This window comes from Pedobacter nyackensis (assembly GCF_900176505.1).
GTDB lineage: Bacteria > Bacteroidota > Bacteroidia > Sphingobacteriales > Sphingobacteriaceae > Pedobacter > Pedobacter nyackensis.
On the sequence record NZ_FWYB01000001.1, the window covers coordinates 278,944 to 304,562 of the forward strand.

At 38.6% G+C, this 25,619-nt stretch carries 22 protein-coding genes and 1 pseudogene; 11 read left to right on the plus strand and 12 right to left on the minus strand.

Translation table 11 applies throughout. From position 1 onward, the window contains the following. Nucleotides 1–473 precede the first annotated feature (473 nt). Nucleotides 474–1,256: pseudogene (locus B9A18_RS25345) on the minus strand (recombinase family protein); the annotation flags it as partial. Nucleotides 1,257–1,734: 478 nt separating this feature from the next. Between B9A18_RS25345 and B9A18_RS01240 the strand changes: the two are divergent. Continuing rightward, on the plus strand, nt 1,735–2,352 hold the full coding sequence (locus B9A18_RS01240; RefSeq protein ID WP_159452566.1) for a GIY-YIG nuclease family protein: 618 nt from the start codon (nt 1,735–1,737) through the stop codon (nt 2,350–2,352). Between the two features lie 46 nt (nt 2,353–2,398). On the opposite strand, the gene B9A18_RS01245 is transcribed toward B9A18_RS01240, so the two are convergent. Then, on the minus strand, nt 2,399–2,842 hold the full coding sequence (locus B9A18_RS01245; protein ID WP_084286848.1) for a GNAT family N-acetyltransferase: 444 nt from the start codon (nt 2,840–2,842) through the stop codon (nt 2,399–2,401). Nucleotides 2,843–2,907: 65 nt separating this feature from the next. Further along, nucleotides 2,908–3,141: a putative quinol monooxygenase gene (locus B9A18_RS01250; RefSeq protein ID WP_144009361.1), complete on the minus strand. Its 234-nt coding sequence runs from the start codon at nt 3,139–3,141 to the stop codon at nt 2,908–2,910. Nucleotides 3,142–3,211: 70 nt separating this feature from the next. Here B9A18_RS01250 and B9A18_RS01255 point away from each other — a divergent pair, with 70 nt between their 5' ends. After that, nucleotides 3,212–3,541 carry a hypothetical protein gene (locus B9A18_RS01255; protein WP_084286850.1) on the plus strand — a complete coding sequence of 110 codons (330 nt, stop codon included), beginning with the start codon at nt 3,212–3,214 and terminating at the stop codon, nt 3,539–3,541. Nucleotides 3,542–3,662: 121 nt separating this feature from the next. On the opposite strand, the gene B9A18_RS25105 is transcribed toward B9A18_RS01255, so the two are convergent. The 9 genes from B9A18_RS25105 to B9A18_RS01295 form a co-directional block, all read right to left on the minus strand. Then, nucleotides 3,663–3,815, minus strand: a complete 153-nt coding sequence (locus B9A18_RS25105; protein ID WP_159452568.1) for a hypothetical protein — start codon at nt 3,813–3,815, stop codon at nt 3,663–3,665. A 154-nt stretch (nt 3,816–3,969) separates the two neighbouring features. Next, the gene (locus B9A18_RS01260; RefSeq protein WP_084286851.1) at nt 3,970–4,689 is read right to left on the minus strand and encodes a DUF4397 domain-containing protein; all 720 of its coding nucleotides are present in this window, start codon (nt 4,687–4,689) and stop codon (nt 3,970–3,972) included. A 1-nt stretch (nt 4,690) separates the two neighbouring features. Continuing rightward, nucleotides 4,691–5,206: a hypothetical protein gene (locus B9A18_RS01265; protein WP_084286852.1), complete on the minus strand. Its 516-nt coding sequence runs from the start codon at nt 5,204–5,206 to the stop codon at nt 4,691–4,693. Nucleotides 5,207–5,209: 3 nt separating this feature from the next. Continuing rightward, complete coding sequence (locus B9A18_RS01270) at nt 5,210–6,748, minus strand: TlpA family protein disulfide reductase (protein ID WP_084286853.1); 1,539 nt, start codon at nt 6,746–6,748, stop codon at nt 5,210–5,212. A gap of 20 nt (nt 6,749–6,768) precedes the next feature. Continuing rightward, the gene (locus tag B9A18_RS01275) at nt 6,769–8,154 is read right to left on the minus strand and encodes a RagB/SusD family nutrient uptake outer membrane protein (protein ID WP_084286854.1); all 1,386 of its coding nucleotides are present in this window, start codon (nt 8,152–8,154) and stop codon (nt 6,769–6,771) included. Nucleotides 8,155–8,163: 9 nt separating this feature from the next. Continuing rightward, the gene (locus B9A18_RS01280) at nt 8,164–11,670 is read right to left on the minus strand and encodes a SusC/RagA family TonB-linked outer membrane protein (RefSeq protein ID WP_084286855.1); all 3,507 of its coding nucleotides are present in this window, start codon (nt 11,668–11,670) and stop codon (nt 8,164–8,166) included. A gap of 142 nt (nt 11,671–11,812) precedes the next feature. Next, the gene (locus B9A18_RS01285; protein ID WP_084286856.1) at nt 11,813–12,982 is read right to left on the minus strand and encodes a FecR family protein; all 1,170 of its coding nucleotides are present in this window, start codon (nt 12,980–12,982) and stop codon (nt 11,813–11,815) included. Nucleotides 12,983–13,110: 128 nt separating this feature from the next. Further along, entirely contained in the window at nt 13,111–13,704 is a 594-nt protein-coding gene (locus B9A18_RS01290; protein WP_084286857.1) for an RNA polymerase sigma factor, read from the minus strand. 69 nt (nt 13,705–13,773) lie between these two features. After that, the gene (locus B9A18_RS01295) at nt 13,774–14,154 is read right to left on the minus strand and encodes a hypothetical protein (RefSeq protein ID WP_084286858.1); all 381 of its coding nucleotides are present in this window, start codon (nt 14,152–14,154) and stop codon (nt 13,774–13,776) included. A gap of 230 nt (nt 14,155–14,384) precedes the next feature. Between B9A18_RS01295 and B9A18_RS01300 the strand changes: the two genes are divergently transcribed. The 9 genes from B9A18_RS01300 (at nt 14,385) to B9A18_RS01335 (ending at nt 25,608) form a co-directional block, all read left to right on the plus strand. After that, nucleotides 14,385–14,582, plus strand: a complete 198-nt coding sequence (locus B9A18_RS01300) for a hypothetical protein (RefSeq protein WP_084286859.1) — start codon at nt 14,385–14,387, stop codon at nt 14,580–14,582. A gap of 10 nt (nt 14,583–14,592) precedes the next feature. Further along, nucleotides 14,593–14,763 carry a hypothetical protein gene (locus B9A18_RS25110; protein WP_159452569.1) on the plus strand — a complete coding sequence of 57 codons (171 nt, stop codon included), beginning with the start codon at nt 14,593–14,595 and terminating at the stop codon, nt 14,761–14,763. Then, nucleotides 14,763–15,173, plus strand: coding sequence for a plasmid mobilization relaxosome protein MobC (gene mobC, locus B9A18_RS01305; RefSeq protein WP_084286860.1), 411 nt, complete (start codon nt 14,763–14,765; stop codon nt 15,171–15,173). Before B9A18_RS25110 ends, mobC (B9A18_RS01305) begins: the two co-directional genes overlap by 1 nt. Continuing rightward, nucleotides 15,155–16,414: a relaxase/mobilization nuclease domain-containing protein gene (locus B9A18_RS01310; RefSeq protein WP_084286861.1), complete on the plus strand. Its 1,260-nt coding sequence runs from the start codon at nt 15,155–15,157 to the stop codon at nt 16,412–16,414. The genes mobC (B9A18_RS01305) and B9A18_RS01310 overlap by 19 nt, the downstream gene beginning before the upstream one ends. Nucleotides 16,415–16,424: 10 nt before the next feature. Next, on the plus strand, nt 16,425–18,467 hold the full coding sequence (gene mobC / locus B9A18_RS01315; protein ID WP_084286862.1) for a conjugal transfer protein MobC: 2,043 nt from the start codon (nt 16,425–16,427) through the stop codon (nt 18,465–18,467). 142 nt (nt 18,468–18,609) lie between these two features. Further along, nucleotides 18,610–19,212, plus strand: coding sequence for an RNA polymerase sigma factor (locus B9A18_RS01320; protein ID WP_084286863.1), 603 nt, complete (start codon nt 18,610–18,612; stop codon nt 19,210–19,212). Nucleotides 19,213–19,308: 96 nt separating this feature from the next. Beyond that, a complete protein-coding gene (locus tag B9A18_RS01325; RefSeq protein ID WP_084286864.1) occupies nt 19,309–20,556 on the plus strand; it encodes a FecR family protein in 1,248 nt (415 codons plus the stop codon). Nucleotides 20,557–20,693: 137 nt separating this feature from the next. Further along, complete coding sequence (locus B9A18_RS01330; RefSeq protein WP_084286865.1) at nt 20,694–24,209, plus strand: SusC/RagA family TonB-linked outer membrane protein; 3,516 nt, start codon at nt 20,694–20,696, stop codon at nt 24,207–24,209. A gap of 10 nt (nt 24,210–24,219) precedes the next feature. Continuing rightward, complete coding sequence (locus B9A18_RS01335; RefSeq protein WP_159452570.1) at nt 24,220–25,608, plus strand: RagB/SusD family nutrient uptake outer membrane protein; 1,389 nt, start codon at nt 24,220–24,222, stop codon at nt 25,606–25,608. Nucleotides 25,609–25,619 lie beyond the last annotated feature (11 nt).

Sequence of the window (25,619 nt, forward strand, 5' to 3'; positions counted from 1 at the left end):
TGATCTGATAATTCGTGTAATTTGGCCTCCAAACGGGCTATACTCGCCTCACAGTCCATTTTTATCTCTTTATAGTCGGCAGAGTCAATCTCTTCATCTAGCAACAAACGCCTGGCTCTGACCATTTTTTCATTCTGTTTAGTCAAATCTTTCATCACCAGATCTTTTGCGTTAAAATCGCTTTTAGTTCGATTTCTGTATACTGAGGAAATTGCCAATTTTAACAGCTCCACACCCGCCGGAGTAATCATCCAAGTGCGCAATAAATCCGAAAACAGCTTGTTTGTTTCAACTGCATTATAGCGTACCCCACAAGTGGAGCTGCAATGGTAATAATAGTAATGTTGGTACTTACCTTTTGAAGAGCTGCCGGATAGCATCCTATTGCATTTGTTGCATTTAATAAAGTTCCTTAGCGGCAATTTCTCCAGACATACCATCTTTGCGGCTGGAATGCGCTTTCTTCCCTGCAAAATATCCTGCACATCATAAAAAAGAGATTCAGAAATCAAAGGCTCATGCGCGGCATCAACCGTATAGGCTTCTTCATCTTTATGCTTTTTTATGATCAGTTTTCCACAGTAGACGGGATTTCTTATATTTCTCCAAAAGGTCATTCTTGTGCACTTCAGCCCTAATTTATTCGCTTTTTGCCGGATTTGATCAGGAGCAAAAACATCCCTTGAAATTTCCATAAATATCCATTTCATAATTCCTGCTTCCGGCTCGTAGGGAGCAATGTACTTTCTGCCATCTGGCATTGATAGGTTTTGGTAACCGAGTGGTGCAGTCCCCATAAATCGGCCTTCCTTCTTTGCCCTACGCATACCATAGAAAACATTTAATGCCCTGCGGTCATTGTCTACCTCACCAGCAGCAAGATAGATCGCCAGCATCATTTTACTTTCCGGGATAGTCATATCCAAAGGCTGTTCGATAGATATGGGTTGAACACCGATTTTCGCCAGTATACCAATCATCTGATAGGATTCGCTGACATTCCTGCTAAACCTATCCCATTTGGTAAAGAGAATGGCATCTGGTTTGGATTTAGTCTTGCGAACATCTGCAAGCATCCTACTCCACTGGGGACGGCTGAATGTTTTGGCCGAATGGTCTTCGAAGATCACTTTTAAAATAACAATAGAATTTTGCTCACAATGACGTTGCAGACGTTCGTGTTGATCACGTTGGGAGTACCCCTTGTCTGCTTGCTCATCGGTGCTTACACGGATGTATAAAATTGCTTTTTCCATAAAAAAATAATTAAGTAAACGGATAATGAAAATGTGCCTTTTAAGCTTTGAATCAATGATTTTTATCCTGATCAACTATCTGATCTACAGATAAGTTAGTCAAAAAAAACAAGAAGTCCAAGATGTTTTTTGCTTCATCAATGGTTACTTCTAGACCGTGTTTCTTAAGTATTCGTTGGGCTGTTTCGGGTTTGATTGACCCTGTGTTATAGTGTTCTATTTCCATAGGCGGGCTTATATTGAGTATAGAAGCAAATTTGCGAAGCCTATACAAGAGGTCTTCCCCCTAGGGATAATAATGGGATAGACCTAAGCTTTTTGACAATGGGAAGAAGCTTGATCTTGAACGTATTGAGTCTGGATCGAAAACATCTGAAAGCCCCCTAAGGTAACTGGTGTTTTTCTCCTTATGACTATGAAAGTGTCCTTTAAGAAAACCAAACATCCAACTTTTACGTTTTATGTAAAACACATTCAAATGGAAGAAAGGTACAGCCCGTGGAAAGCCGCATACCCATTAAAGATGCCCGAAAAATTTGAGCTCGAAGCCTATCTTTCGCTCTCCGCAGAAGAACTTTTTAATCTGCTAAATAGTACGTCAACCACACAAGTATTTCGGGCGCTTGCTGCCTTATCACTCAGAAATTTAGGAGATGACATTTTCCGGTCACCTGAAAACCAGGAATTATTGAGGCATGTTGCAGCCCATGGCGTAACCTTTAAAAACAGAAAACTGGCTTACAATCTTTATTGCCAGCTTTATCCAGATCAATTGGAACAAATCGCCCTGGGAGAAAGCAAACAGATCGGCTACATCTATTTCCTGCAAGAAAAAAAATACGGGAGTATAAAAATTGGCCGGTCATTAAACCTCGACCTGAGATTGAGCAGTTTCGTCACTGATCTACCTTACCGTGTTGAGCTAGTCGGTTATATTCGTTCTATTAACTACGAGACGATAGAACTTACATTTCACAAGCATTTTCGACATAAACGACTGGGTGGTGAATGGTTTGAATTGAGTGCAGAGGAGATCACGGATCTTAAACACCATAAATTTCCAAAAGAAATAGAGGAACTGATCATTAGGGATTAATAATAGCCAGGTATTGCACAATCGAATGGAAATCAAGTTATAATAATTAAGCTCTCCTATTTGTCCAATCTTTAAAGGTCAATTCAAATTTAGTTTCGCCATTGGAGTAGCTCCCAAGATTTTTCCAACCCTGAAGCGCATAAAATCTTTCAGCACGGGTATTGGGAGCGGTGCCCAATACAATAGTATCATCGGTCTGGCTGAAGTACCATTCTATCATTAACCGGTGCAATTCCTTTCCAATTCCTTTTTCTGCATGGACAGGATCGACGAATAATGCCCAAACACTTTTATCTTGCAGGTCTAAAATAGAAAAACCTACAATCGTACCGTCGATTTCAGCCACCCATCCCTTTCCTTTTTCGGTGATGTAATAAGCAACATCCTTATCGGGAACCAAATTGGGATCACTTAACGTGTTTTCTTTTACCAGGTGCCTGACCACTTGCATTTGTGCGATATCGGATAAGTCCGCTATTCTAAATTTCATATTTAAAATTAGTGAATAATCTACTAGTACGAACGAAAGAAAATCCGGACATCAAGAATCCTTACTTATTTTGTTGGCTTTAGTGCGATTCCAATTAGGTCCACATCTTCAAGCTTCAGTTTTTTAACCATATGCTCCACTGTCTTTTTATATTTTAGAAAATGAGGCGTTAAGATGTGAGCTTGATATGCTGCTGAATCTGCATAGATTTCAAGAATGGTTATACTGGCTGGCTTTTTCTTATCCGCAACAGCATAGTAAGTCAACACTCCCGGCTCCAGGCGAACCGCAGTCTTCATCTGTTCTTTCAAAGCTGCGTTGCTATCGGGTATGGACTGGCACAAGCGTGTCAAAACTGACTTTCAAGTAATGGGAGATTCTTTCGACATTTTTCCTTATTTTAAAGTACTAATTGAGTGCGTCACTAGAATTCACAATGTGGCTATCAATAATATAGATGTAATCAAATTATTATTATGTGCACAAAGAATGAATACTCATAAAAAATATAGAGATATCGAGGACAAAGAGTTAGTTCTGTTAGGATATTCGGGAGTTAATCAATTAGGTGAGCCAACGAATCTCAATTTTGAACAGTTTCGTTTTAATCTGGCTGATTACCTCATCAAACAGATTAAACCATCTGAATCCAACGAAATAAACGATGTTGCAATAGCGCCAACAGAATCAGGGAATTAGACTAATTCTCCATGCTGGACATCATCAATCCTATTGATCAACTTCCGCATCGCCATGCGTTGCGAATAAAATGTAAATTCGCAGGTGTTCTTCTTCGAATCGCAGCTGATATTGCATTCCATTAAATTTCCATCTCGCTGAGCATCAGCTTTTCCAGCCGTTTCACTTTCTTGGACAAAGAAACAAATTCTGTCTTGTTATTATGATCAGCGGTAATTTCGGCATTAATGATACTTCTTACAAACAGTTCTAAAGATTCAAGTACATATTTCATATTAGTAGATATTTAAGTTAGTCAACAGTAGGATGGGATTCGGATAAAAGGGAGTGGTTATGTTTTCATATTCATTTTTTAATTAAACAAAAAAGCATTGCAGGAAATCCATCCTGCAATGCTTATCATTATTAACTATTTACCTAAATGCTCATTAAAAATAATTCACCGGAAAAACCCCAAAGGCATTTGTTCCTGTTCCACCAACTAAACCTTTAATGACCAACGCTACGTTTTTAAATTTATTTGTTGCGCTAGCGCCAAATGTATAAGTCAACAATAAGGCGTTCGTAGATGCATTCCTGATTTCAAAAATGGTCGTTGTTGCAGCTTTGTTCATATACCGTTTCCATTCACTAATTGACTTATAGCTGAAGTTATCCACTTCGTTCGTCGTACTGTTCCTAATGTTAATCTTTAAGGCAGGACTGTTAGGCGATAGGTTAACAAATCGCAGAGTAGTTACATTATCCTCAATTGCAGGTGTAGTCACGTCAGTTTTGATGAATGGAAAGTTGACTTCACGTCTAAATAGTGTATCTATGTTAGGAGCTTGACCAGCAAGATATAAGGTGTGAAATCCGCCTTCGGAATTGAAATTGTTACTAAACAAAACTTTTGTAGTATCCGCTGTAGAAACCGCAGTCAGTGTTTGTTGCCCGAGCTCTGAGAAATAAAATTTGCTTGTGCCATAAGCCACCACATCTGTTGTTTTAGCGTAGTTAATGGATTTATTTGATGGGTTGACCTTGATAGCTGTTATATCGATTGCAGCATTAACTACATTAATTGAACTGGATGTCTTAAATGTTACCTCATCTTTTTTGCATCCTACAAAAAATAATAAAAATAGGTATATATATAAACTCTTCATGTTAATTAGCTATTTGTTTGTTAAAAACTCCAGTTACTACATAAGTATTAGCAGGATCGTTTTGACTTTTTCTATTATGAATCAAGGTCAATCTCGTCCCATCTTCAGAGATGGTCCATGATTCTTCAACAGTAGTGAGAATTTTGGATTCCGCATCATTTGTTACCAATATTTGTTTCTTAATCAGTCTATTTTTGCTGTCGTCCCAGGCAAAAGAACTAATAAGCTTTTCTTTTTCAGAAATTACTTTTTCTCTTTTGGCACCGGATAGCGCACTTGAGGTTGTTTTTGTCTTAACAAGTTTATCACCTTGGTTAATCACGGAATATTGGAATACTGAATCTTTTGTAAGAGCTAGATTTATAGCTTCTGGGAATTTAAAATCAGGTGATGTTTTAATATCACTTTTTTCTTTATTTAAGACCCAATTCCCAGAATATTTATCATTTGGAGCTGTTCGCCAAGAAATAGCAGTCGCACATATTATCGTTATAACGATTAGTTTAAATATCTTCATGATTTAATTTTTAAGTAGCGCCTTATCAAGCATGTTTATAAACTCTTTTCCGATTGGTGTTTCAAGTAAACCTGATGCCAGAAGTTCTCCATTGTCATTTTTTTGTGCCACCAGAACTAAATTGGGAGGTCTTGATGAAATTAAACTTCCGTCCTTACCTATAATGAGTTGATTGGGTCCACCAATAAAACCATAATAAGTCCAAATGGGATCATCAAAACCTTTTCCATTAGTATATAAATTAACTGTTCCTGGTGATGTATACCTTTCAGTCGGAATGCTTTTAAGCCACTGTTCTTTATTGGTGTCTGCGCTGACGGTTAAAAAGACGATATCCTTATTATCTTTATATTTTTCAACTATTTGTCGCATAGCAGTGTTTAGCCAGATACAACCGCCACATCCTGTAAACCAAAGATCCATCACCACTACTTTGCCTTTGTAGTCACTTAAATTGTGAATAAGGCCGTTTTGATCACTTAAAGCAAATGGATACGCAGAAGAAAATTCCTTTGCTTTCCATGTTGAAAAAGCCTTTTTATTCAAGGGATCAATCGAAATGCTCATTAAGTCATTTATGAATGGCCTTACAAAATCTGAAGGCGCTCTTTTACTTGCAACCAATAATAAGTCCTCTCGGAAAGGGCCAGTGTATTTTCTCTTCAAGATCGGGTATAGGCCTTTGAAGTAATTTTCCTTACGATTAACTGCATTTTTAGCTCCATAAGAATTAAGTTCTCTCAGAAAAATCAAGTCTGTATAAAATGCAGATAGATTTATATATTTTGCATTGAAAGATTCGGGCTGCTTTAGTCTAACGGCATTAGATAACTCATCAGCAAATTCGACGCCGCTTGTGAAATACAGATTTTCTGTAATTTCGATTTCAGTCCTGGACAATGCATCAATCAGTAATATCTGATAAACATCTTCTGGAAGTTCCCCTTTATAGGTTGCAATCAGATTTTTTCTAATGCTATTATCTGTATGTAAGGCGGCAACAAAAGATGGCAAAAGCTCACCAAACTTCTTCTGATTTCTTAAATCGACATACCGTTGGCTTAGACTCTCATATGTATGGGGAAGATTATAAAGGTAGCTTTGTAGCTTGAGTTTTTCAGAACCCTTACCAGTAAAAGACATCTTCCCATCTTTCCATATATTTAATTTTAAGCTATCTCCCCGCTCAAATAGATATAATTCTTCATATTTATCGGCAAACCGAGTTTGACCTTGGATAGGAGTAAAAGCATTTTTACGATTCTTTCCTAATGCCCAAAATGATAAATATACAAGTTTAGAATTAGCAGGAATTTCTGCTTTAAACTTTCTGTCAGGGGTAACGGGCACAGTAATAACTTGCTCATCATTTGTAAGTTTTGACGCGCGATCAAATATTTTAATCTTTATTTCATTTAGTTCAAAATATTTGACGATCGTTGAGTCTATTCTTCCAGAAATTATGATATTTTTTGTCTGAGCCATTGTCGCTCCCGAGCATAGGAAACCAATAGCTGCTATAAAAGAAAGTAATTTTTTCATGTAATATCAATGATGGTTAGTTATCTTATATTTTGTTGTATTCCACTTTGTGCGATTTCATCATTAGGGATTGGTAGCACATATCTTGGATTGTTAGGTTCCAGCGAATAGATTGTTCCTGCAACATTTCTTGTAATTGTAATGTTACGCCCCTCTAAATTGAGCCGTTTTAAGTCAGTCCATCTAACACTCCGCCAGATCAGAGACTTTCTGCGCTCCAATAAAACCTGATCTAAAGCATTTTCAGGAGAAGTAGCGGTAATATTTTGATACGGTTTGGAAGGAACAGTTGCGGTAGCTCCCCAGCGTGTAGAAATCAGTTGGTTTAGTACATCCATGGAGGGCTGCGTTTGACCTTTTCTGGCTAAGCATTCTGCCTTGATTAAAAATAGTTCATCGGTTCCCAAACCAGTAAAGGATTGAACCGCTCCTCCGCTATTAATTGGCTTTGTATTGTAATTTCCTAAGCTGTTTTTTTGAAAATAAATTGGAAATCTTAGATCATTAGGACTATATAAGTTAATAATATCAGGGTTTACACCATATGTTGTGCTTTGGCTACTTATTGTAAACTCACTATAAGAACCGTCTAGTCTGGTGTAGTAAATAATTTCATCACTTTTAAAATTGAATGCATTTGTCGATGTTTTACTTAAGGTAGTGTAGTCTGTCAATTTCGAATAAATACTAAGGGCCTTCTCAGCATTTAACCCCGCTTCATCATATTTTCGCATACCCAGGTAGACTCTAGCAAGCATAGCATAAACCGCCGCCTTAGACGGTCGCGTTCTTTTATCTAGGTTGATATCCTTTTGCAGTAGCTCGCCTGCTTCATTCAGATCAGCTAATATCTGATCATAAGTTTCTTTTACCGTACTTCGTTGTAAAATAACATCGACTCCCGAACTTAATCGTAAAGGAAGACCCAGGTCGGTGGAGGCGGTTGTTTCATCAAAGCCTTTCGAAAATATACTTACCAAATTGTAATAAGAATATGCTCTGGTAAACAAAGCCCAGCCTTTTATACGCTTCAATTCTAAATCGGCATCAATATTCTTGGATTTAATGACATCCAATATGCTATTACAATAAAAGATATTCTGAAACGGAATATTCCAATCTAAAGTTGTCCGTTCGCCATGATATATATCTTTATCCCAAATAGCTGCAGATCTTGTGGTTACGAGAAACGTTGACTGCCAGTCTTGAAGTGATGGAATAAAATAATCATCGGCTGAAACTTGTAAGAATCCAGGAGTGACATTCATGTAGTCATAACTTAAGATTTTTTCGAAATCAGCAATGGTTTCTGGTAGAACAATAGCGGTGTTGGGCTTTAGGTCTAATTTTTTAGTACAGCCATATGAACAACAAATGGCCAGTAGCATAGTAATTATCTTTTTCATTTTATAGAATTAAAAATTAAGATTTAATCCTACAGATCCCGTGAAGGGTGCAGGAATAGCATTGGTTCGAAAGTCTGGATCTATATTTAGTTTATTGGCTCTCCATAAAATACCCACATTTCGTGCGTATAAAAAAATGCTAGCTGATTTGAATTTTAACAGAGAATTATTTTTTAAGTAATATGATAATCGAATATCCTGTAATCGCAAATGATCACCCTTTTCAACTAGGTTCTCACTGTAGGTATTGAAATCAGTCCTAACGGCACTGTTGGGATAAACTAATGCGGGCGTGTTAGTTGTAAACTCGTCTCCAGGTTTCTGCCATCTTTTATTATAATCGGCAAATATATATGCAGGACTCAGTGCAGATCCATAGCTGCTGCCTCCAAACACATTCTCCCGTCTAAAGAAATAACCGAATTTATAAGTGAGGTTGAAGCTTAATTCAAAGTTTTCAAAACCAAATGTATTAATGACGCTTCCATAGTGCTTTGGTGATGCTGAACCATGAAACTTAAGCTGACTAGGGTCAAATACCGAGGTAATTGTAGTATAATCTTTACTGATTTTTCCGTTCAAATAACCTTGAGGTGCTCCTGTTGCATCCAATCCTGCAGTAGGAAAGCTAAAAATTGAATAATAAGGATAGCCCTCAAGTGGGTTTGTTGTATTATTAGAAACAGTTTGTAAATTCGTACTCTGTTTAACCTCATACTTTGTTACTTTGTCTGTATTGTAATTGTAGAGTACCGTGGTGTTCCAAGACAATTTACCTATCAGATTATCGCTTCGAATTAGTACATCAATACCTTTAGTCTGCAAATCGGCCCCGTTTCCTCTGAATTGTGATACCCCCGTTTGGGGTGCGTTAATTAAATTTCCAATTAGATCGTTTGCATTTTTCTGATAAAAATCTAGACTGCCGGTAATGATATTGTTTTTGGAACTGAAGTCAATTCCAAAATTCCAAGTTTTCACTTTCTCCCATCTTAGTGAGGGATTGGGTGGGTTCTGTATTTCAGCTGTAGGATCCCCATAGATGTTGTTTAGTTGTGTCAAACGAGCTGTGAGGTAGGCTGAAACCGATCTATCAACATTGCCGTTATATCCGAATGTAGCTCGAGTCTTTAATTTTGGGAGCCAATCAAAGCTATAAAATGATTCTTTATCCACATTCCATGCTAATCCTGCCGACCACAACGGAACTCCTTTCTGATTTGTTTTAACTCCAAAAATATTAGATTCGTCTCTTCTGGCACTCCCTGAAGCGATATATTTTCCTTTGTACGTATATGAAAAATTACCATAATAAGATTGATTTATGGCAATTGCCCCCACTAAGATTGGAGTGGTATCGATCATTCCAGATAGCCCTCCGTAATAAAATGGGTAGTTGAATTGTGGGTTAATTGTTCCATTTACGCTTGTCATATTCTCGGAATTATACCCATACAATGTCTGAGTAACATTAGTTGTTCTGTTGTCGCTTGCTTCATAACCAAGTATTGCATTGATCTCATGATCACCAGATACTAATTTGTTGAAATTCAACTGTGTCCTGAGTATTTTGGAGTAGTTTGTTCCTGTATTCTGACCAAGGATATCACCAATTGGGATCACCCTATTCACAACCCCATTTGAAATGGTTGAATATTGATTTACGGTGCTCCTAGCTAAGTAGCTTGTAGCCTTTAAATTACTTGGTCTTTCTGAGTTTTCTGCTAAATATTGATAGTTTGCAGAAACAATTAGTCCATCAATTATTTTATAATCAACCCCTGCTTTTATTCTATATTGATTCAGCTTTGCTATAACTGTAGGAGCAAGCTCATCTTTTGGTCTATAATGCCAATCAAGTAGTTTACCATTTCCCACTGTATCTACGTATGACATACGAAATCCTGAGCGAAACACGGTAGGAAGAGAATTTCCATTTTCATCCGCCATGCGCTCGTATGGACTAAATGGGGAATACGTCTGGCCTGCTTTACTAGTGCTTGAAACATAATTAATGTCAGTGTTAACAGAAAGCTTGTTTTTAAACATCGAGTAGTCATTACTAGCATTAAGTGTAATCCTATCATATCTGTCGGAAACTTTACTCTCCAAATTTCTATCAAATCCTCCAGAGAGATAATAGGTATGGTTATCCGTTCCTCCACTTATGTTTACCTGATATTGTTGTTGCACCTTGTTCCGGTAAACATATTTTTCAATATCTTTTCGAACGTCATATCCTTTTAAAGCGTCGATCTTTGAGGCTGAATCGGCTGCCGTTATAATGCCATTTTTGCGCTGATTGAAAATCTCCACAGCGGGGGAAACCGGATTATATGCATTATTAAACCTTGAGTTGTAAAAGCCTTTGGCAAACAAGAATTGTTCAAGATCAATCGTTTCTACAGATGATAGCTGCGGAATATAATATAAGTCCGGTTTATCTGATATTGTCAACGTTGAATTAATTCCAACAGTCAATTTCTGATTTTTACGACCGCTTTTGGTAGTGATGACAATGACCCCGTTGCCCGACCTCGTTCCCCATATTGATGCTGCAGCAGCATCCTTCAATACGTTTATTGATTCGATATCGGCCGGATTTATTTGGTCAATTGTACCATCATAAGGAAAGCCGTTTAGTACAATTAATGGTGCAGCATTGGCAAACAGAGTGCTTCTTCCGTGTATCGTAACTTTAGATGAGTTGCCTGTTAGATTACGTGGATAAAGAAGTAGTCCGCTTGTAACTCCTTCTAATCTATCAAGAATATTCGTTCCAACACCTCTGTTAATTGTCTTATCGTCTACAATAGTAAATGACCCTGTAGCCCTTTCCTTTGGCAAGGTTTGATAACCAGTTGAAACCACATTAACTTCATCTAATTTTCCAGTAGAAATGCTGAGCGCAATCGTTCCTAATTCTTTAAGTACTTTAATTTCCTTATCCTGATAGCCTAAATAGGAAATCACCAATACAGCATTTTTATCCACATTGGACAAGAGAAACTCTCCCTTTTCATTAGTTCTGGTTACCCTGTCCGTGCCTTTTATTTTTACACTTGCACCAATTAATGGTTGGCTATTTTCATCCACAATCTTCCCAGTGATATCAATTGCTTGAAATCGGGCTATCATATTTTCGAAAAAACCTTTCTCTTTTTCCTTTATCATCACCACTTTATCGCCAATTTTATAGGTCAAAGGCTGGTTGACAAAGCACTTGTCAAGTACCTCTTCCAAAGAGGCATCCTTAACATTGATACTTACAGGATTCGTATTTTTAATTAGTTTCAGGTCGTAAAAGAAGTCATAGCCACTTTGCTGGCGTATCTCTTTCATTACCTTTTCCAAAGGCATATTGGTTTTGTTCAGGGTAATTTTCTGTGCGTAGGTGCTTGCACTTACCTGAAGAATAGCTGTAGTTATCAAAAGTACAATAAGCTTCATAACCAGCAGAAATTTATGTAAAGCATGGCGGTTGCCTCCATACTTATAATGTAAGTTTAAATTCATAAATTTGAATTGTTTGGGTTTAGTCTATAAATGTTTGTGTCAACTGATATTTAATCCGATTATCGGAAACGGGTATTCCCAAACACCAGCCAGAGGTGCTAGTAACACCTTTGGCTTCTTTTTGGAATACCGGACTGGGTAATTATTTCTTCACTAAAATCCTCCTTCCCTCGATCTTAAAGTGAATCTTGCCTGTATATTCCATAATGTTCAGCACATCTCTGATATTTCTTGTTCTTGAAACTTCACCACCAAAAGACAATGAATTGTCCGGTTTATCTTCATACACCACTTCCACATCGTACCAACGGGCAATCTTGTTCATTGTACTTTCCAAGTTGTCAGCGAATTTGAAATAGCCATTCTTCCAAGCCACCACATCTTCAATATCTACATCATTGGTAACTTTGATATTGTTAGCGCTAACCTGTGCCTGTTCGCCCGGCTTCAGCAACTGCGTTCTGCCACCATCAGATATTTTAACAGAACCTTCCAGCAAAGTGGTCTTGATTACCTTTTCGTCTGCATACGCCATTACATTGAAATGCGTTCCAAGAACTTCTACCGTCTGACCTAAACTGGAAACCCTGAAAGGCATGGCCTTATTGTGTGCAATTTCAAAATAAGCTTCCCCCTTGATTTCCACACGTCTTTCCTTTCCGGTAAAGGCGGTAGGAAAGGTAATGCTGGACAAAGCGTTTAACCAAACACGGGAACCATCTGCTAAAATGGCCTGCCACTGACCGCCAACCGGAACCTCTATGGTATTGTATTGTGGAGTAGTTTCCGATGAACCGTCCTTAGCCACCTCATAAACCAATTGTCCGTTTGCGGTCTTGGTAATCCGCATACCTGACTGTGTTGCCAATTGGCCGTTAAGCGCATCGTTCAGATTGATTTTTTGGCCGTTAGCTAAGGTTAGGATTGCTTTATTTCCGCCTGGTGCAATCTTATTCGCAAGTATTTGCTGATCTGATTTTGATTGCCTGTTCTGCTGATAAAAGAATATGCTTCCGCTCGCAATCACCAAAAGGACAGCGGCCAATGCCATTTTCCTCAAATTTTGATGGGTGTTGATCTTTCTTAGAGGAACAGCTTCTTGATAAATTCTACTGTTGATGCGTTGGAGCATTTTAGCCTTTGCCTGCAACTTTTCAGAATTTGACATTCCATCGGCATACTTTTCATCAGACGCCGATCCTTCATACCATTGGTCTATTTCACGAAGTTCTGCTTCGGTAGCTTCCCCGCTTTTTAACCTGGTCATGATCTCCAGTAAATGTTTTTTGTATTCTTCCTGATTACTGCTCATATAACTGTACTCGGAGCAGCGGGCAAAAGGTTCTAGTGAAAAACCATTATTTTTGAAAATTTAATGTAATCTATTGATTAACAGAACAATAAATTTTAGTTAATTTTTCAGAAGGAGCAGGTTTCACTTTATTTAGCAAGGAGCAGGAAGCACAAAAGCATCAAGTCGAAATGGTTGCCCTTGAACTCCTCACGTAAAATCTGCATGGCTTTGTGCAGGTGTTTTTTTACCGTACTGGTGGTAATTCCGGTGCGGTCGGCAATTTCCTGATGTGAAAGCTGTTCATAGCGGCTCATCATAAAAACCTCCCTGCATTTTTCCGGCAGTTTATCTGCTGCCTCACGAACACGTCTTTTCAGTTCCTTGATGTCCAACTGGTCATCAGCCGACAACGGGGGCAAGCTTGCTTCCTGTATCAGATTGTCGATGTGGTTATAGTGCAACTGCTGTGCGCGGTAGGCATCAATTACCTTGAACTTCAAGGCTGTTTTTAAATAGGCTTCGATGGTTGATTTTGGATTCACTTCTTCCCTGCGGATGTAGAGGCTGACAAACACTTCCTGTACCACTTCCTCGGCATCTTCACGGGAACGAAGTCGCTGAAAGGCGGCATCGGCCAATTTTTCCCAGTAACGGTTGTAAATTTCCGTGAACGCCGCATGGTCGCCAGACCGCAAAAATGCAATCAGTTGCTCTCCATTGTATGTATGATATACCGACATGTGCGTGCTCCCTGAGAGCTAAGATAAGCAAATGTTAAGATAAAATGAATAAATGGGCCTGATTACCAATTACATTGACATCGCCTGCTGATCATCTTTAGCTTGTTCGGTGGTTTTATCATAGTTCTTCTTTCTTGAAGACGGAACCGACTTTCTTTGGGTACGTGGTTTTATCTCCCTTTGCTTAGTCCTTTGTACCTTATCAGTCCGTTTCTTTTTAGCTTGCTCAATTTCTTCCAGTTTTTTAAGTTCATCTGCTATAATATTGGCGGCTTCCTTTTTGATTTGATTGTAATTCTCCTGCATATCTTCATAGGTCACTTTTCTGATCTCAGGAAGCGGTACATAGCTTGCTTCTTCCTTTGCTATTGCTTCATGATCGTTCTGTATCTCCCCATGAAATATTTTTAAGCTGATCCTTTCACTCGGACTATCGGCGACAATACCCACAAACTCCCCAGAAGATAACGTAGCGATCTTGGATGCAGGAATAGCGGATGATATTTCATTTGCCCAATTTCATTTGACATTTATTTTCTTATTTCCATGTAGATAATTCAAATTTGATTTCAATACTATGGCAATTGTCCCATCATCCCTCATCGAATTCCCTATCCGTTCCCAGCATGGGAATGCAGACCTGCTGCTACTTCAATCTTTGTCGATCACAAATTATTGCCATGAGAACAACAGCAAAACTTAAAGCAGAGGAGCCGTTACCAAGACCGGCTTACATCCAGCGATTACCCAAAAAGAAGATCGTTCAGGAACGAAAGAAAATCCGGCAATTGCTCCGCTCCATGCTCCCGATGGAAGACGAACAACGCCAACTCCAGGAAGAACAAAAACTTTATCACAAACCCGGAAAGGCTCACTAAATCCAGGCAGATGATGATGACTACAAACAGGATTTCTCCGCAGAAGCCCGGGGTAAAATCAGTCTCGTTTGAGCCCAGCAAAGATGTATTTTCGTCTACGAAAATCTCTTCGCCTGCTCCCGCAGGAAACGAAGGGGCTGCGGAACTTGCCCCTTCTAGAACCGGTAAAAGATCAATGTAATGGCGAGGAAAAAATCTGCTGACCCGGAGAAAATACTGAACCGTGTGTTAAGAATTCGCTTAACTGATGCCGCATTTAAAAGGCTCGAAAAGATCAGTAAAAGCAGCGATTGCCGCACGGTGGGAGAAGCGGCACGCAAGATCCTGAGCAAAGAAAAGATAACCCTTTTCTACAAGGACCTCACACTCAATTCCGCTATGGAAGAGCTGGCATTAATTAGAAAAGAGTTACGGGCAATTGGCATCAATATCAACCAGATCACCAAAGCTTTTCACATTGACAAACGGGAAACTTCTCAGATCATCCAGGTCTCAAAAGTAATGCAGCTATACGAAAAGGTAGAATTGAAAACTGATACACTACTCAAAATAATTAATAGGCTCGCGGAGAAATGGTTGCCAGGATCATAACAGGGAAAAAGTTGAGAGGCGTACTGAATTACAATGAAAACAAGGTGCTGGAAGGAAAGGCCGAGCTAATACTGGCCAGCGGATTTGCCGGGGACATCGACCGAATGAACTTCAGCCAAAAACTACAACGGTTTGAGAACTTACTCATGCTAAATCCCAAAGTAAAGACGAACACCCTGCATATCTCCTTAAATTTTGATTCATCCGAAAAACTGAAAGATGAAACCTTGCAACAAATTGCAGTAACCTATATGGAGAAAATCGGTTTTGGCGATCAGCCGTTTTTAGCATACCGACACAACGATGCCGGTCATGACCACATTCATTTAGTGACGACAAATATTCAAGCAACCGGAGAACGGATCGACCTGCATAATATTGGTGCAATCCATTCTGAAAAAGCACGGAAAGAAATCGAGATCGAGTACAGCCTTGTTAAGGCAGAAAGCAAGCAATACAAACCGGAACCGGGAATTAAAGCCATCGACATCACGAAAATAAAATACGGGAGGTTGCCCACTAAACGTGTAATCAGCAACACCGTAAATGCCGTTATCAACGCCTATAAATTTACCTCACTGGCAGAATTAAACGCCGTACTGAGACAATTCAATGTCACTGCCGATAGGGGTGCAGAAGACACCCTGATGTTCCGGAAAAAAGGATTGATGTATAGCCTGCTGGATGAAAAGGGAAACAAAATCGGAATACCCATCAAATCCAGCTCACTATATACTAAACCCACTTTACCTTCATTGGAAAAGCAGTTTGTAAAACATGAACAGGGCAGGCTACAATTCAAACGAGGTTTAAAGGAGACAATTGACAAAGCAATAAAACCAAAAGGAACCAAAGACGAATTTTTACAGGCTTTAAAAGCGCAGGGAATTGCAGCCATTTTTAGGATTGGTGCAAATGGTCAAGCATTTGGAATCACCTATGTTGATCACAAGAACAAAACGGTGTTTAATGGAAGTGATCTGGGAAAGGCCTACAGCGCCAAAGCTATCCTGGATGCTATCGGTCAATCGAAAACTTCACAAAAAGCAAGCGATCATTTACAAAAGTTAATGAAAACCACTCGAATGTCAACTGAATCCGTTGAAAAAACCGAAACAAACCCTATAAAAACTGACACCCCGGAAATCAATTCAAAACTGCTGGAAACTCTAATGAAAGACCATTTCGACCCCTCCGGCCAGCCGCCTAAGAAAAAGAAACGAAAGAAATTAAGAATTTAAACCCTTCACTATGCAAACAGGAGAAAACATACAGGCCTTACGCAAGATCACCGATTTTACAAGACTACTCAGCCTGGTCATTCTTGCCATACATTTTTACATCTTTTGTTACCCAGCCTTTCAACAATGGCAATTGACAGCAGAACCCGCAGATAACATTCTGAAAAAGATCATGCCAATGGCTGTGTTCAAAACGGAACTCCTGTCTAAATCAGCTGCTTTACTTTTACTGATTGTCTCACTAATGGCTGCCAAAGGAAAGAAAGATGAAAAGATCAGAAAGCAGACCATCATTACCTACCTGGTAACCGGCCTGCTGCTTTACTCAATTAGCCACTTCTTCTTAAGCCTAAAATCAACCGAAGACACGATTGCACTTTTATACATGGGCGTAACAAGTACCGGTTACCTGCTGATCTTAGCCGGGGGAAATTTGCTATCCAGATTAATAAAAGTCAATCTCAGTGGTGACACGTTCAATAAGGACAATGAAACCTTTCCGCAGGAAGAGCGGCTGCTGGAGAATGAGTACAGCATTAACCTGCCAACCAAATACTGGTTAAAGGGTAAACAGAGGCATGGCTGGATCAATATCATCAACCCTTTCAGAAGCACTTTGTTGTCGGGATCTGCCGGTGCCGGGAAAACCTATTTTTATATTCGCCACGTAATCGATCAGCACCTGAAGAAAGGTTTTTCCATGCTGGTCTATGATTTCAAATACAGTGATTTAAGTACGCTCACCTATAACAAACTACTCAAGTATGCCAAGAACTATAAAGTTAAACCCTCATTTTATGTGATCAATTTCGATGAGATCATGCATCGCTGCAATCCACTAGAGCCGCAAGGGATGACAGATATTACGGATGCAACAGAGTCATCACGGACGATCATGTTGGGGCTAAACCGGGAATGGCTGAAAAAGCAGGGTGATTTTTTTGTGGAATCGGCCATTAGTTTTGTGACGGCATTGATCTGGTTCCTGAAGAAATATGATAACGGAAGGTATTGTACGCTGCCACATGTCATTGAACTCATGATGATTGATTACAAAAGGCTTTTCACCATCCTCACAACAGAAGAGGAAATTCAGGCTTTACTGAACCCTTTCATTTCCGCCTGGGAGAAAGAAGAATGGGGCCAGCTAGAGGGGCAGATTGGAAGTGCCAAGATTAGTATGGCAAGGCTGGTATCCCCGAAATTGTATTATGTGTTGAGCGGGAATGATTTTACGCTGGACATCAACAATCCCCAGGAACCTAAGATTGTGTGTTTAGGCAATAATCCGCAGAAGTTGCAAACCTATGGTGCGGTACTTTCACTATATGTGACCAGAATTCTAAAGCTGGTGAACCAAAAGGATAAACTCAAATGCAGCTTGATCTTCGATGAATATCCCACATTAACAGCAGATTTAGTACCCACCATCACAACAGCAAGGAGCAATTTGGTCAGCTGTACCATTGGAATCCAGTCCGTAGAACAGCTAAAAAAGGAATATGGTGCGGAACAGGCCAATATCATTGCCGGAATTTCCGGTAACATCATCAGTGGTCAGGTGAGTGGTGATGGTGCAGAGAAGTTATCGAAGACTTTTGGAAAGATCGTTCAGGACAGGGAAAGTTTGAGTATCAACAGCAGTGATACCTCGTTAAGTAAATCCACGCAGATGGATTCAGCGATTCCGGCCAGCAAGATTGCTTCGCTTTCTTCGGGACAGTTTGTAGGAATGGTGGCCGATAATCCGGATCAGAAAATAGAGCTTAAAATGTTTCATGCAGAGATTGTCAATGACCATGTGGCGATAAAGGCAGAGGGAGATAACTACTGGGATTTGCCAAAAATCAGAACAGTAACCGATGAAGAAATTCAGGAGAACTATAAGCAGATCAAGGCGGATATTCAGGAACTGATCAGTTTGGAACTGGAAAAACTGTTGCTTGTAAAACCTGAAACCGAGAAAAAATCACCTACTGTAAATGAGAAACCGAAAGGTAAATCAAAAAATGCACTAAAAAATAATAAGGAAAAAAGGAGCCTGTCTTTATAATTATGGTCGTTTTTTAATCATTTGAATAAAGTTGTCGAAATCTTAATGCCCATAATTTGAGGCTATTGTTGAAATAATTTTACAGCTTTGTGGTCTATTCTCGGTAAATTTAACTAACAAATAAAAGAGTGAATTATTCATAATGGGAAAAACGATTCATAAACTGATTAATGAGGCTGAACTCTTTGCAGGACTTGCGAAAGGGAATGAAAAGGCTTTTGAGATCATTTATCACCATTACAATAAACGTCTGTCTCCTTTTGTTCAAAAAACCGTTAAATTTCCAGAACTTACTGAAGAAATCATTCAGGATATTTTTGTCCAGCTTTGGATTAACCGTCATTTGCTTGCACAGGTCGAGCATCCTACAGCTTATCTTTTTAACATTGCCAAGAACAGAACTTTAAAATATCTAAAAAAGATTGCAAACGACGCAAGGTTATTGGATAAATTAACCTCATCAAGCCCCACATTTAGCAATGATACCGAAGAGCGGGTTATATTTCGGGAAAGTGCCGAGATCATAGAGCTTGCAGTTGCTGGATTGCCAGGACAAAGAAAACTGATTTGGGAGCTGAGCAGAAATGAGGGATTGTCCCACGAACAGATTGCAGAACGGTTGAATATTTCCCGCAATACGGTTAAAAATCAAATGGTTCATGCCTCAAGGCATGTGCGCAGTTTCTTGGATAACAGAGCAAGTCTGCTATCTGTTTCAATTTTTTTCTTACTGAATAACAGTTAGTTATGTTTTTGTTGGTTTTTTGAGTAGTCCTGTTTTGCCTTTGGGAGATCACATCCTTTAAAAGCAGAAATATTCGACCCAACAAAAATCAAGAAAATGAATACTGATCCATCCCGTGTTAAATCACTCTTTCGGAAACATTTGGAGGGTACTGCCTCACCAGAGGAAGTGCGTGAACTATTCAGTCTTATCGGTCAGGACAAGATTGATGAAGAAATACTTTCTTCTTTGGATTCAGAACTCAGTGAGACAGATTCACTAAATCCTTATGATAAGGAGAGATGGGATTTGATTTTTGATAAGATCAAAGATGATTCTGCTGTAATTGAAGAAGATGTGATTCCAGTAAAGAAAAGAACATACAGTTTTCTAAGAACCGGTATTGCTGCGGCGATTGTTTTAGTTGTTGGTGCCGGAGTGCTATTGTATAATCAATCTAACAAGGTTGTACAAACTATGGTTTATGTGAATGATGTAGCTCCGGGATCAAGTGGTGCCACTTTAACTTTGGCTAGTGGTGAACGGATTGCTTTGTCTGATGCGGTGAATGGGGAACTGGCGAAAGAGGCGGGGCTGAGTATTTCTAAAACTGCTGATGGGCAGTTGGTTTATGAAGTTAAAGATCAGGCTAAGGCTGGAGAAAATAAAATCAATACTTTATCTACTGCAAAAGGGGAAACTTACCGGGTGCGTTTGCCGGATGGCTCGTTGGTATGGCTGAACGCCGCTTCAAGTTTGACCTATGCTACCTCTCTAAATGAGCATGGAGAGCGAAGGGTCACACTAAGCGGTGAAGCGTATTTCGAGATTTTTAAGGATAAAAAGCATCCTTTTATTGTGGAAAGTAAGGGGCAGGAGGTGGAGGTATTGGGTACACATTTTAATGTCAATGCATATGGGGATGAAGCAAGCATTAAAACAACTTTGTTAGAAGGTTCTGTGCAGATTACATTGCTTCCTCTATCAACTTCTGGAGGAAAGAGGGATGTAAGACAGAGAGGTGGTGGTGGAGCTGAAAAGGGGAATTGGAATACAATCCTCAAGCCTAATCAGCAAGCAGTTGTAAATGGAGACAAGCTTGATGTTTTTACTGCTAACATAGAACAAACCATAGCCTGGAAAAACGGGTCTTTTGCATTTCATAAACAAAGTCTTAAGGATATCATGCGTAACCTTGCTCGCTGGTACGATGTGGAGGTTGTATACGATCCGGGCTTTAAAGATGCGCTGTTTACAGGTTCGGTATCTAGATTCAAAAGTATGTCAACCATATTGCATATTCTTGAAATAACAGGGAAAGTTCATTTTAAAGTAGAAGGAAGGAAGGTCATTGTAATGGAATAAGAACCAAAATCTCATAATCTATATTAAGGTTCCTTATAAAAAACCAATCCCGATTCGCGGTCGGGACTGGCGGATGGTTTGGAACCAATAAAAGTGCTTTAGACAATTCAATTAAACAACCAAACCAAAACAAAAGTATGAAATTTTTAGATCATATTGGGCTGTTGCATGTTGCATGGCTACCCAATCAATTCGTACGAATTATGAGGCTAACCATCATAATGATTACCATGGCACTGATGCAGGTATCTGCAGCAGGACTTGCTCAAAAGGTAAGTTTACACTTCAAAAATGTACCCTTAGAACAGGTGTTGATCGCCGTAAAACAGCAAACAGCGTATAATTTTGTATATACGGAAGATGTTATTGCAAAAGCAAAAAGAGTAAGTATTAACCTTAAAGATGCAGATCTTAAAGATGCACTTATGCTGTGTTTTGAAAACCAACCTTTAAATTTTACTATTGAACAAGGTACTATCGTGATTAAAGCGAAAGAGCCTTCCTTTCTTGATAAGGTGGTTAAGCGCTTGACTGCTATTGATGTGCGGGGGATTGTGGTGGATGAGAAAGGAGCGCCACTGGTAGGGGCAACGGTGAAAGTGAAAGGGACGGAAAAGAAAGTGGTGACCAATGGGAGAGGAGAGTTTTACTTGCAGTATGTTGAGGAGAAGGTGGTGTTGGTGATTAGTTATCTGGGATATGAAAGTATTGAAATGACTGCAGCCAAAGATTTGGGTACGATTAGGCTAAAGTTGGTTGAAGGTAAGTTGGATGAGGTAGAAGTAGTGAGTACAGGTTACCAAAATATCCCAAAAGAAAGAGCTACTGGTAGCTTTACCTTACTAGATAATGAACTTCTAAATCGTAGAGTTAGTACAAATATTTTAGACAGAATTGACGGAATAGCCAGTGGAGTAATTTTTAACAAGGGTATCATTGATGGGTCAAATAAATCCGATATAACCATACACGGGCGTAGTACCATATTTGCAAATCCTAACCCCCTCATTGTATTAGATAATTTTCCTTATGATGGTGACCTTAGTAATATAAATCCGAATGATATAGAATCTGTAACTATTTTAAAAGATGCTGCTGCTGCATCTATTTGGGGTGTTAGAGCTGGAAATGGAGTAATTGTTTTGACCACCAAAAAAGGAAAAAGAGACAGCAAGCCAATTTTAGATTTCAATTCTAATTTGTCAGTGACAGAAAAACCAGATTTGTGGTATCCTTACCAGATGACTTCCAGTGAATATATAGAGCTAGAGAAGTTTCTATACGATAAAGGAAGATATAAAAATGCCTTATTGAACAATACCGTTGTCGTTTCCCCGGCTGTTACATTAATGGATAAATTGAAAAAAAATCTATTAACAACAGACCAATACAATGAAGAAATATCAAAACTCCAACAACATGATGTAAAGCGTGATTTGAATAAATATTTCTACAGAAATCCATTCCGTCAGCAGTATAATTTAAATATAAGTGGTGGAAACGCTACCCAAAAATACTATTTGTCGGGTGGCTTTGACAGAAATAACAACAGCCAGGTGGCAAATAACTATAATCGCTATACTATAAATGCTAATAACACTTTCAATTTTTTTAAGGATAAACTAGAACTGTTTACAGGCTTGACCTTAACGAAAAGTAAATCAGAAAATATGATCGCAGGTGCTGTTTATACGCCATATACACCGTACGATCAATTGGCTGATAAGAATGGAAATGCATTGGCAATTGTAAATGTAGCTACATTAGGGGTTGGTTATACTGACGCTTTAGGAACTGACCAATTATTAGATTGGCATTATAGGCCTATGGATGAAAGAACACCCAATAACGTTACCAATGCTATCAATTATCGGTTGCTGACGGGAATTTCTTATAAGGTTTTACCATCACTTAAAGCTGAGCTAAATTACCAACATGAAGAAGGCTCTACCGATAGAACTTTGACAAATTCAAAAAACAGTTATTATACGAGGGATATGATTAACCGTTTTACTTCTGTAAATCAGGCTACAGGGGTGGTGACAAGGATTATCCCACATAATGATATTGTGAACCAATGGCTGGATAATTATAGATCGCAGTATATGCGCTTACAACTTAATTTTCAGAAAAAAATAGCAGGCAGACATGACGTTAATGCCATCGCAGGGTATGAATTTAAAGATTATTCGTTAGACAATACCAATCAGACCTATTATGGCTATGATCCTGTAACTAAAAGTAACGTTAACGGCACAATCGATCCTTTAAAATCATACCCTTTGTACTATAATACTTCATTAACCCAAAGGATAGGTACCTCACCTAGTCAATCTGGCAGTATTGACAGGGCTATATCTTTTTATGCAAATGCTTCTTATGGTTATGATCGGAAATACATTCTCAGTCTAAGCGCCAGAAAGGACGAAACCAATATTTTTGGCGTAAAATCGAATCAAAAAGGTGTACCATTATGGTCTGCTGGGCTAAGTTGGATTATAAGTAATGAAGCTTTTTATCATCTGGATTATTTTTCCGATCTCAAACTTCGCGCAACCTATGGATATAATGGCAATGTGGACAAAACATTATCCGCTTATTTAACTTCCCAGATTGCAGGATCGACTTTAATTGGTACAGATTTTTCTCAGGTAGTTAACCCTCCAAATCCTTCTTTGGGTTGGGAAAAGGTGAAGAACATTAATTTTGGGTTAGATTTTTCCACAAAAGGAAATTGGTTAAGAGGAAGTATAGATTATTATGTGAAAAATGGTGAGGATTTGATTGGTGAAAGTCCCATAGCACCTCAAACAGGCGTTTTAGTTTTCAAAGGTAATTCTGCCAATACCCAAACACGTGGAATTGATTTTACAGCGAATATCAAAGCACTTTCCGTGGCGCAATTTAGATGGGACATAAACGCACTCTATTCGTACTCCAGAGATAAAGTGACAGAATACAAAAAACTTCCAGCTATTAATGGAGATCTGGTTTTTGAGAATTATCGAAATCCTTTGGTTGGTTATCCTTACTATTCTGTATTTGCATTTAAATATGCCGGATTGAATAATTCCGGAAATCCATTAGGCTATCTAGATGGTGAAACCAGTACAGATTATGCATCAATATATAACTCTTTAAATCGAGATGATGTTAAATTTATGGGATCTGGAACTCCCACATCTTTTGGCTCAATAAGAAATACTTTTTTTTATAAAGATTGGTCGTTGTCTCTAAATATTATATTTAAACTGGGGTATTACTTCCAAAGAACAAATGTATTTACTGGGGATGTTTATAGTTATAGGCAAGGAGACTATGGCTTAAGATGGAAAAATCCTGGGGATGAATCGAGAACCCGAATTCCTTCACTGGTCTATCCAGCAGATGGTTTAAGAGGGATTTTGTATCAAGGATCAGATGATCTGGTAGAAAAAGGGGATCATATCAGATTGCAGGATATAAGGATTAGCTATAAATTAACAAACAACCTAGCCAAATATCTGCCTTTTAAAAGCCTTGAAGCTTACAGCTATGTAAATAATATAGGAATACTTTGGAGGGCAAATAAGAAAGGCATAGATCCTGATGCCGGCACTCAATTGATCCCATCTGCTAAATCAATTTCAGTTGGTCTTAATGCTACATTTTAATATTAAAAAGATGAAATCAAACGATATAAAATATAGAAATTTAATATTGATATGCATTTGTTTAGTGGGTTTTGCTTCCTGCAAAAAAGATTTTCTTGAAGCAAAACCCAGTACAAGTCTGCTTCTGTTAAGAAGTATTACAGACTATCAATTTTTATTAAATAACACGACTGTTTTTAACCAAACCGGGTCTTTACCATTTGCTTCAACCGATGAAATTGATGTTCCTGACTATGCTACTTATTTAAGTTTTGAAGCGCAAACAACGCGAAACTCTTACATCTGGTCTAAAGACTTATATGGAAGCGATTTAAAAATTGAAGATTGGAATAGACCATACAAGGCAATATTCTTTTCAAACAGCGTTCTTGAAGCACTTCCTAATGATGAACAAGTAGGGAGTAGTGAATGGAGGCGTACAAAAGGGTGGGCTTTATTTGGAAGAGCATTTGCGTACTATGACCTTGTTGGCAATTTTTGTAAGCCATATGATTCTCAGACAGCTCAGAGCGATAAAGGGCTGCCTTTAAGATTGAAGCCGGGAATTGACGATCTTTTGCCCAGAAGTAATTTAAAGGATACCTATGCATTGATTTTAAGTGACCTAATCCAGTCAAAAGAATTATTAACAAATGATTTGTCTGTTAACTTTAGAAACGAACCTTCAAAGGCGGCCGTTTTCGCTTTGCTGGCAAGAATACACTTGAGTATGAGGGATTATAATAAAGCCGAAAGCTATGCTGATAGTTGTATGTTAATTTACAAAAAGTTAATAGATTACAATACAGTAACAGCCAATGTAACGACTCCCTTTAATTTTTTTAATGATGAAACTATTTATCAATCTACACAGATAAATGGCTATAATGAAGTGATTACAACCACTACTGGCCAGTATACGATAAGGACTGAATTATTGGATTCCTATGATGACAATGATTTGAGGAGAACAGTTTTTTTTGTTACCCATGCTAACGGACGTGTTTATAAACGTAGAGGATACAGCGGGAGGGCAAATCATTTTACGGGTTTAGCCACAAATGAAATTTATTTGATTAAAGCGGAATGTGCTGCCAGACGATCTAACGTTACTATTGCTTTGAAGTACTTAAATGATTTGTTAATTAACAGATACAAAACAGATAGTTTCATTCCTCGTGTAGGAACTATCCCTGCCGAAGTGCTCCAGATCGTTTTAACGGAACGAAAAAAAGAATTGGTACGTACAGGACTTCGATGGTCAGATTTAAAACGTTATAACAAAGAGGGTGCTAATATTAAATTAACCCGTGTACTAAATGGGGTGACCTATACTTTGGAGCCAAATGATCCTCGCTATATATATCCAATTCCAAATGATGAAATCGCTTACAGTGGTATTGAACAAAATGCACGATAAAAAACCAAATT

Bases quoted from the DNA above. Each gene is read 5' to 3' on its own strand.
- B9A18_RS01240 (WP_159452566.1), top strand. From the start codon at position 1,735: ATGGAAGAAAGGTACAGCCCGTGGAAAGCCGCATACCCATTAAAGATG.
- B9A18_RS01245 (WP_084286848.1), bottom strand. From the start codon at position 2,842: ATGAAATTTAGAATAGCGGACTTATCCGATATCGCACAAATGCAAGTG.
- B9A18_RS01250 (WP_144009361.1), bottom strand. From the start codon at position 3,141: ATGAAGACTGCGGTTCGCCTGGAGCCGGGAGTGTTGACTTACTATGCT.
- B9A18_RS01255 (WP_084286850.1), top strand. From the start codon at position 3,212: ATGGGAGATTCTTTCGACATTTTTCCTTATTTTAAAGTACTAATTGAG.
- B9A18_RS25105 (WP_159452568.1), bottom strand. From the start codon at position 3,815: ATGAAATATGTACTTGAATCTTTAGAACTGTTTGTAAGAAGTATCATT.
- B9A18_RS01260 (WP_084286851.1), bottom strand. From the start codon at position 4,689: ATGAAGAGTTTATATATATACCTATTTTTATTATTTTTTGTAGGATGC.
- B9A18_RS01265 (WP_084286852.1), bottom strand. From the start codon at position 5,206: ATGAAGATATTTAAACTAATCGTTATAACGATAATATGTGCGACTGCT.
- B9A18_RS01270 (WP_084286853.1), bottom strand. From the start codon at position 6,748: ATGAAAAAATTACTTTCTTTTATAGCAGCTATTGGTTTCCTATGCTCG.
- B9A18_RS01275 (WP_084286854.1), bottom strand. From the start codon at position 8,154: ATGAAAAAGATAATTACTATGCTACTGGCCATTTGTTGTTCATATGGC.
- B9A18_RS01280 (WP_084286855.1), bottom strand. From the start codon at position 11,670: ATGAATTTAAACTTACATTATAAGTATGGAGGCAACCGCCATGCTTTA.
- B9A18_RS01285 (WP_084286856.1), bottom strand. From the start codon at position 12,982: ATGAGCAGTAATCAGGAAGAATACAAAAAACATTTACTGGAGATCATG.
- B9A18_RS01290 (WP_084286857.1), bottom strand. From the start codon at position 13,704: ATGTCGGTATATCATACATACAATGGAGAGCAACTGATTGCATTTTTG.
- B9A18_RS01300 (WP_084286859.1), top strand. From the start codon at position 14,385: ATGAGAACAACAGCAAAACTTAAAGCAGAGGAGCCGTTACCAAGACCG.
- B9A18_RS25110 (WP_159452569.1), top strand. From the start codon at position 14,593: ATGATGATGACTACAAACAGGATTTCTCCGCAGAAGCCCGGGGTAAAA.
- mobC (WP_084286860.1), top strand. From the start codon at position 14,763: ATGGCGAGGAAAAAATCTGCTGACCCGGAGAAAATACTGAACCGTGTG.
- B9A18_RS01310 (WP_084286861.1), top strand. From the start codon at position 15,155: ATGGTTGCCAGGATCATAACAGGGAAAAAGTTGAGAGGCGTACTGAAT.
- mobC (WP_084286862.1), top strand. From the start codon at position 16,425: ATGCAAACAGGAGAAAACATACAGGCCTTACGCAAGATCACCGATTTT.
- B9A18_RS01320 (WP_084286863.1), top strand. From the start codon at position 18,610: ATGGGAAAAACGATTCATAAACTGATTAATGAGGCTGAACTCTTTGCA.
- B9A18_RS01325 (WP_084286864.1), top strand. From the start codon at position 19,309: ATGAATACTGATCCATCCCGTGTTAAATCACTCTTTCGGAAACATTTG.
- B9A18_RS01330 (WP_084286865.1), top strand. From the start codon at position 20,694: ATGAAATTTTTAGATCATATTGGGCTGTTGCATGTTGCATGGCTACCC.
- B9A18_RS01335 (WP_159452570.1), top strand. From the start codon at position 24,220: ATGAAATCAAACGATATAAAATATAGAAATTTAATATTGATATGCATT.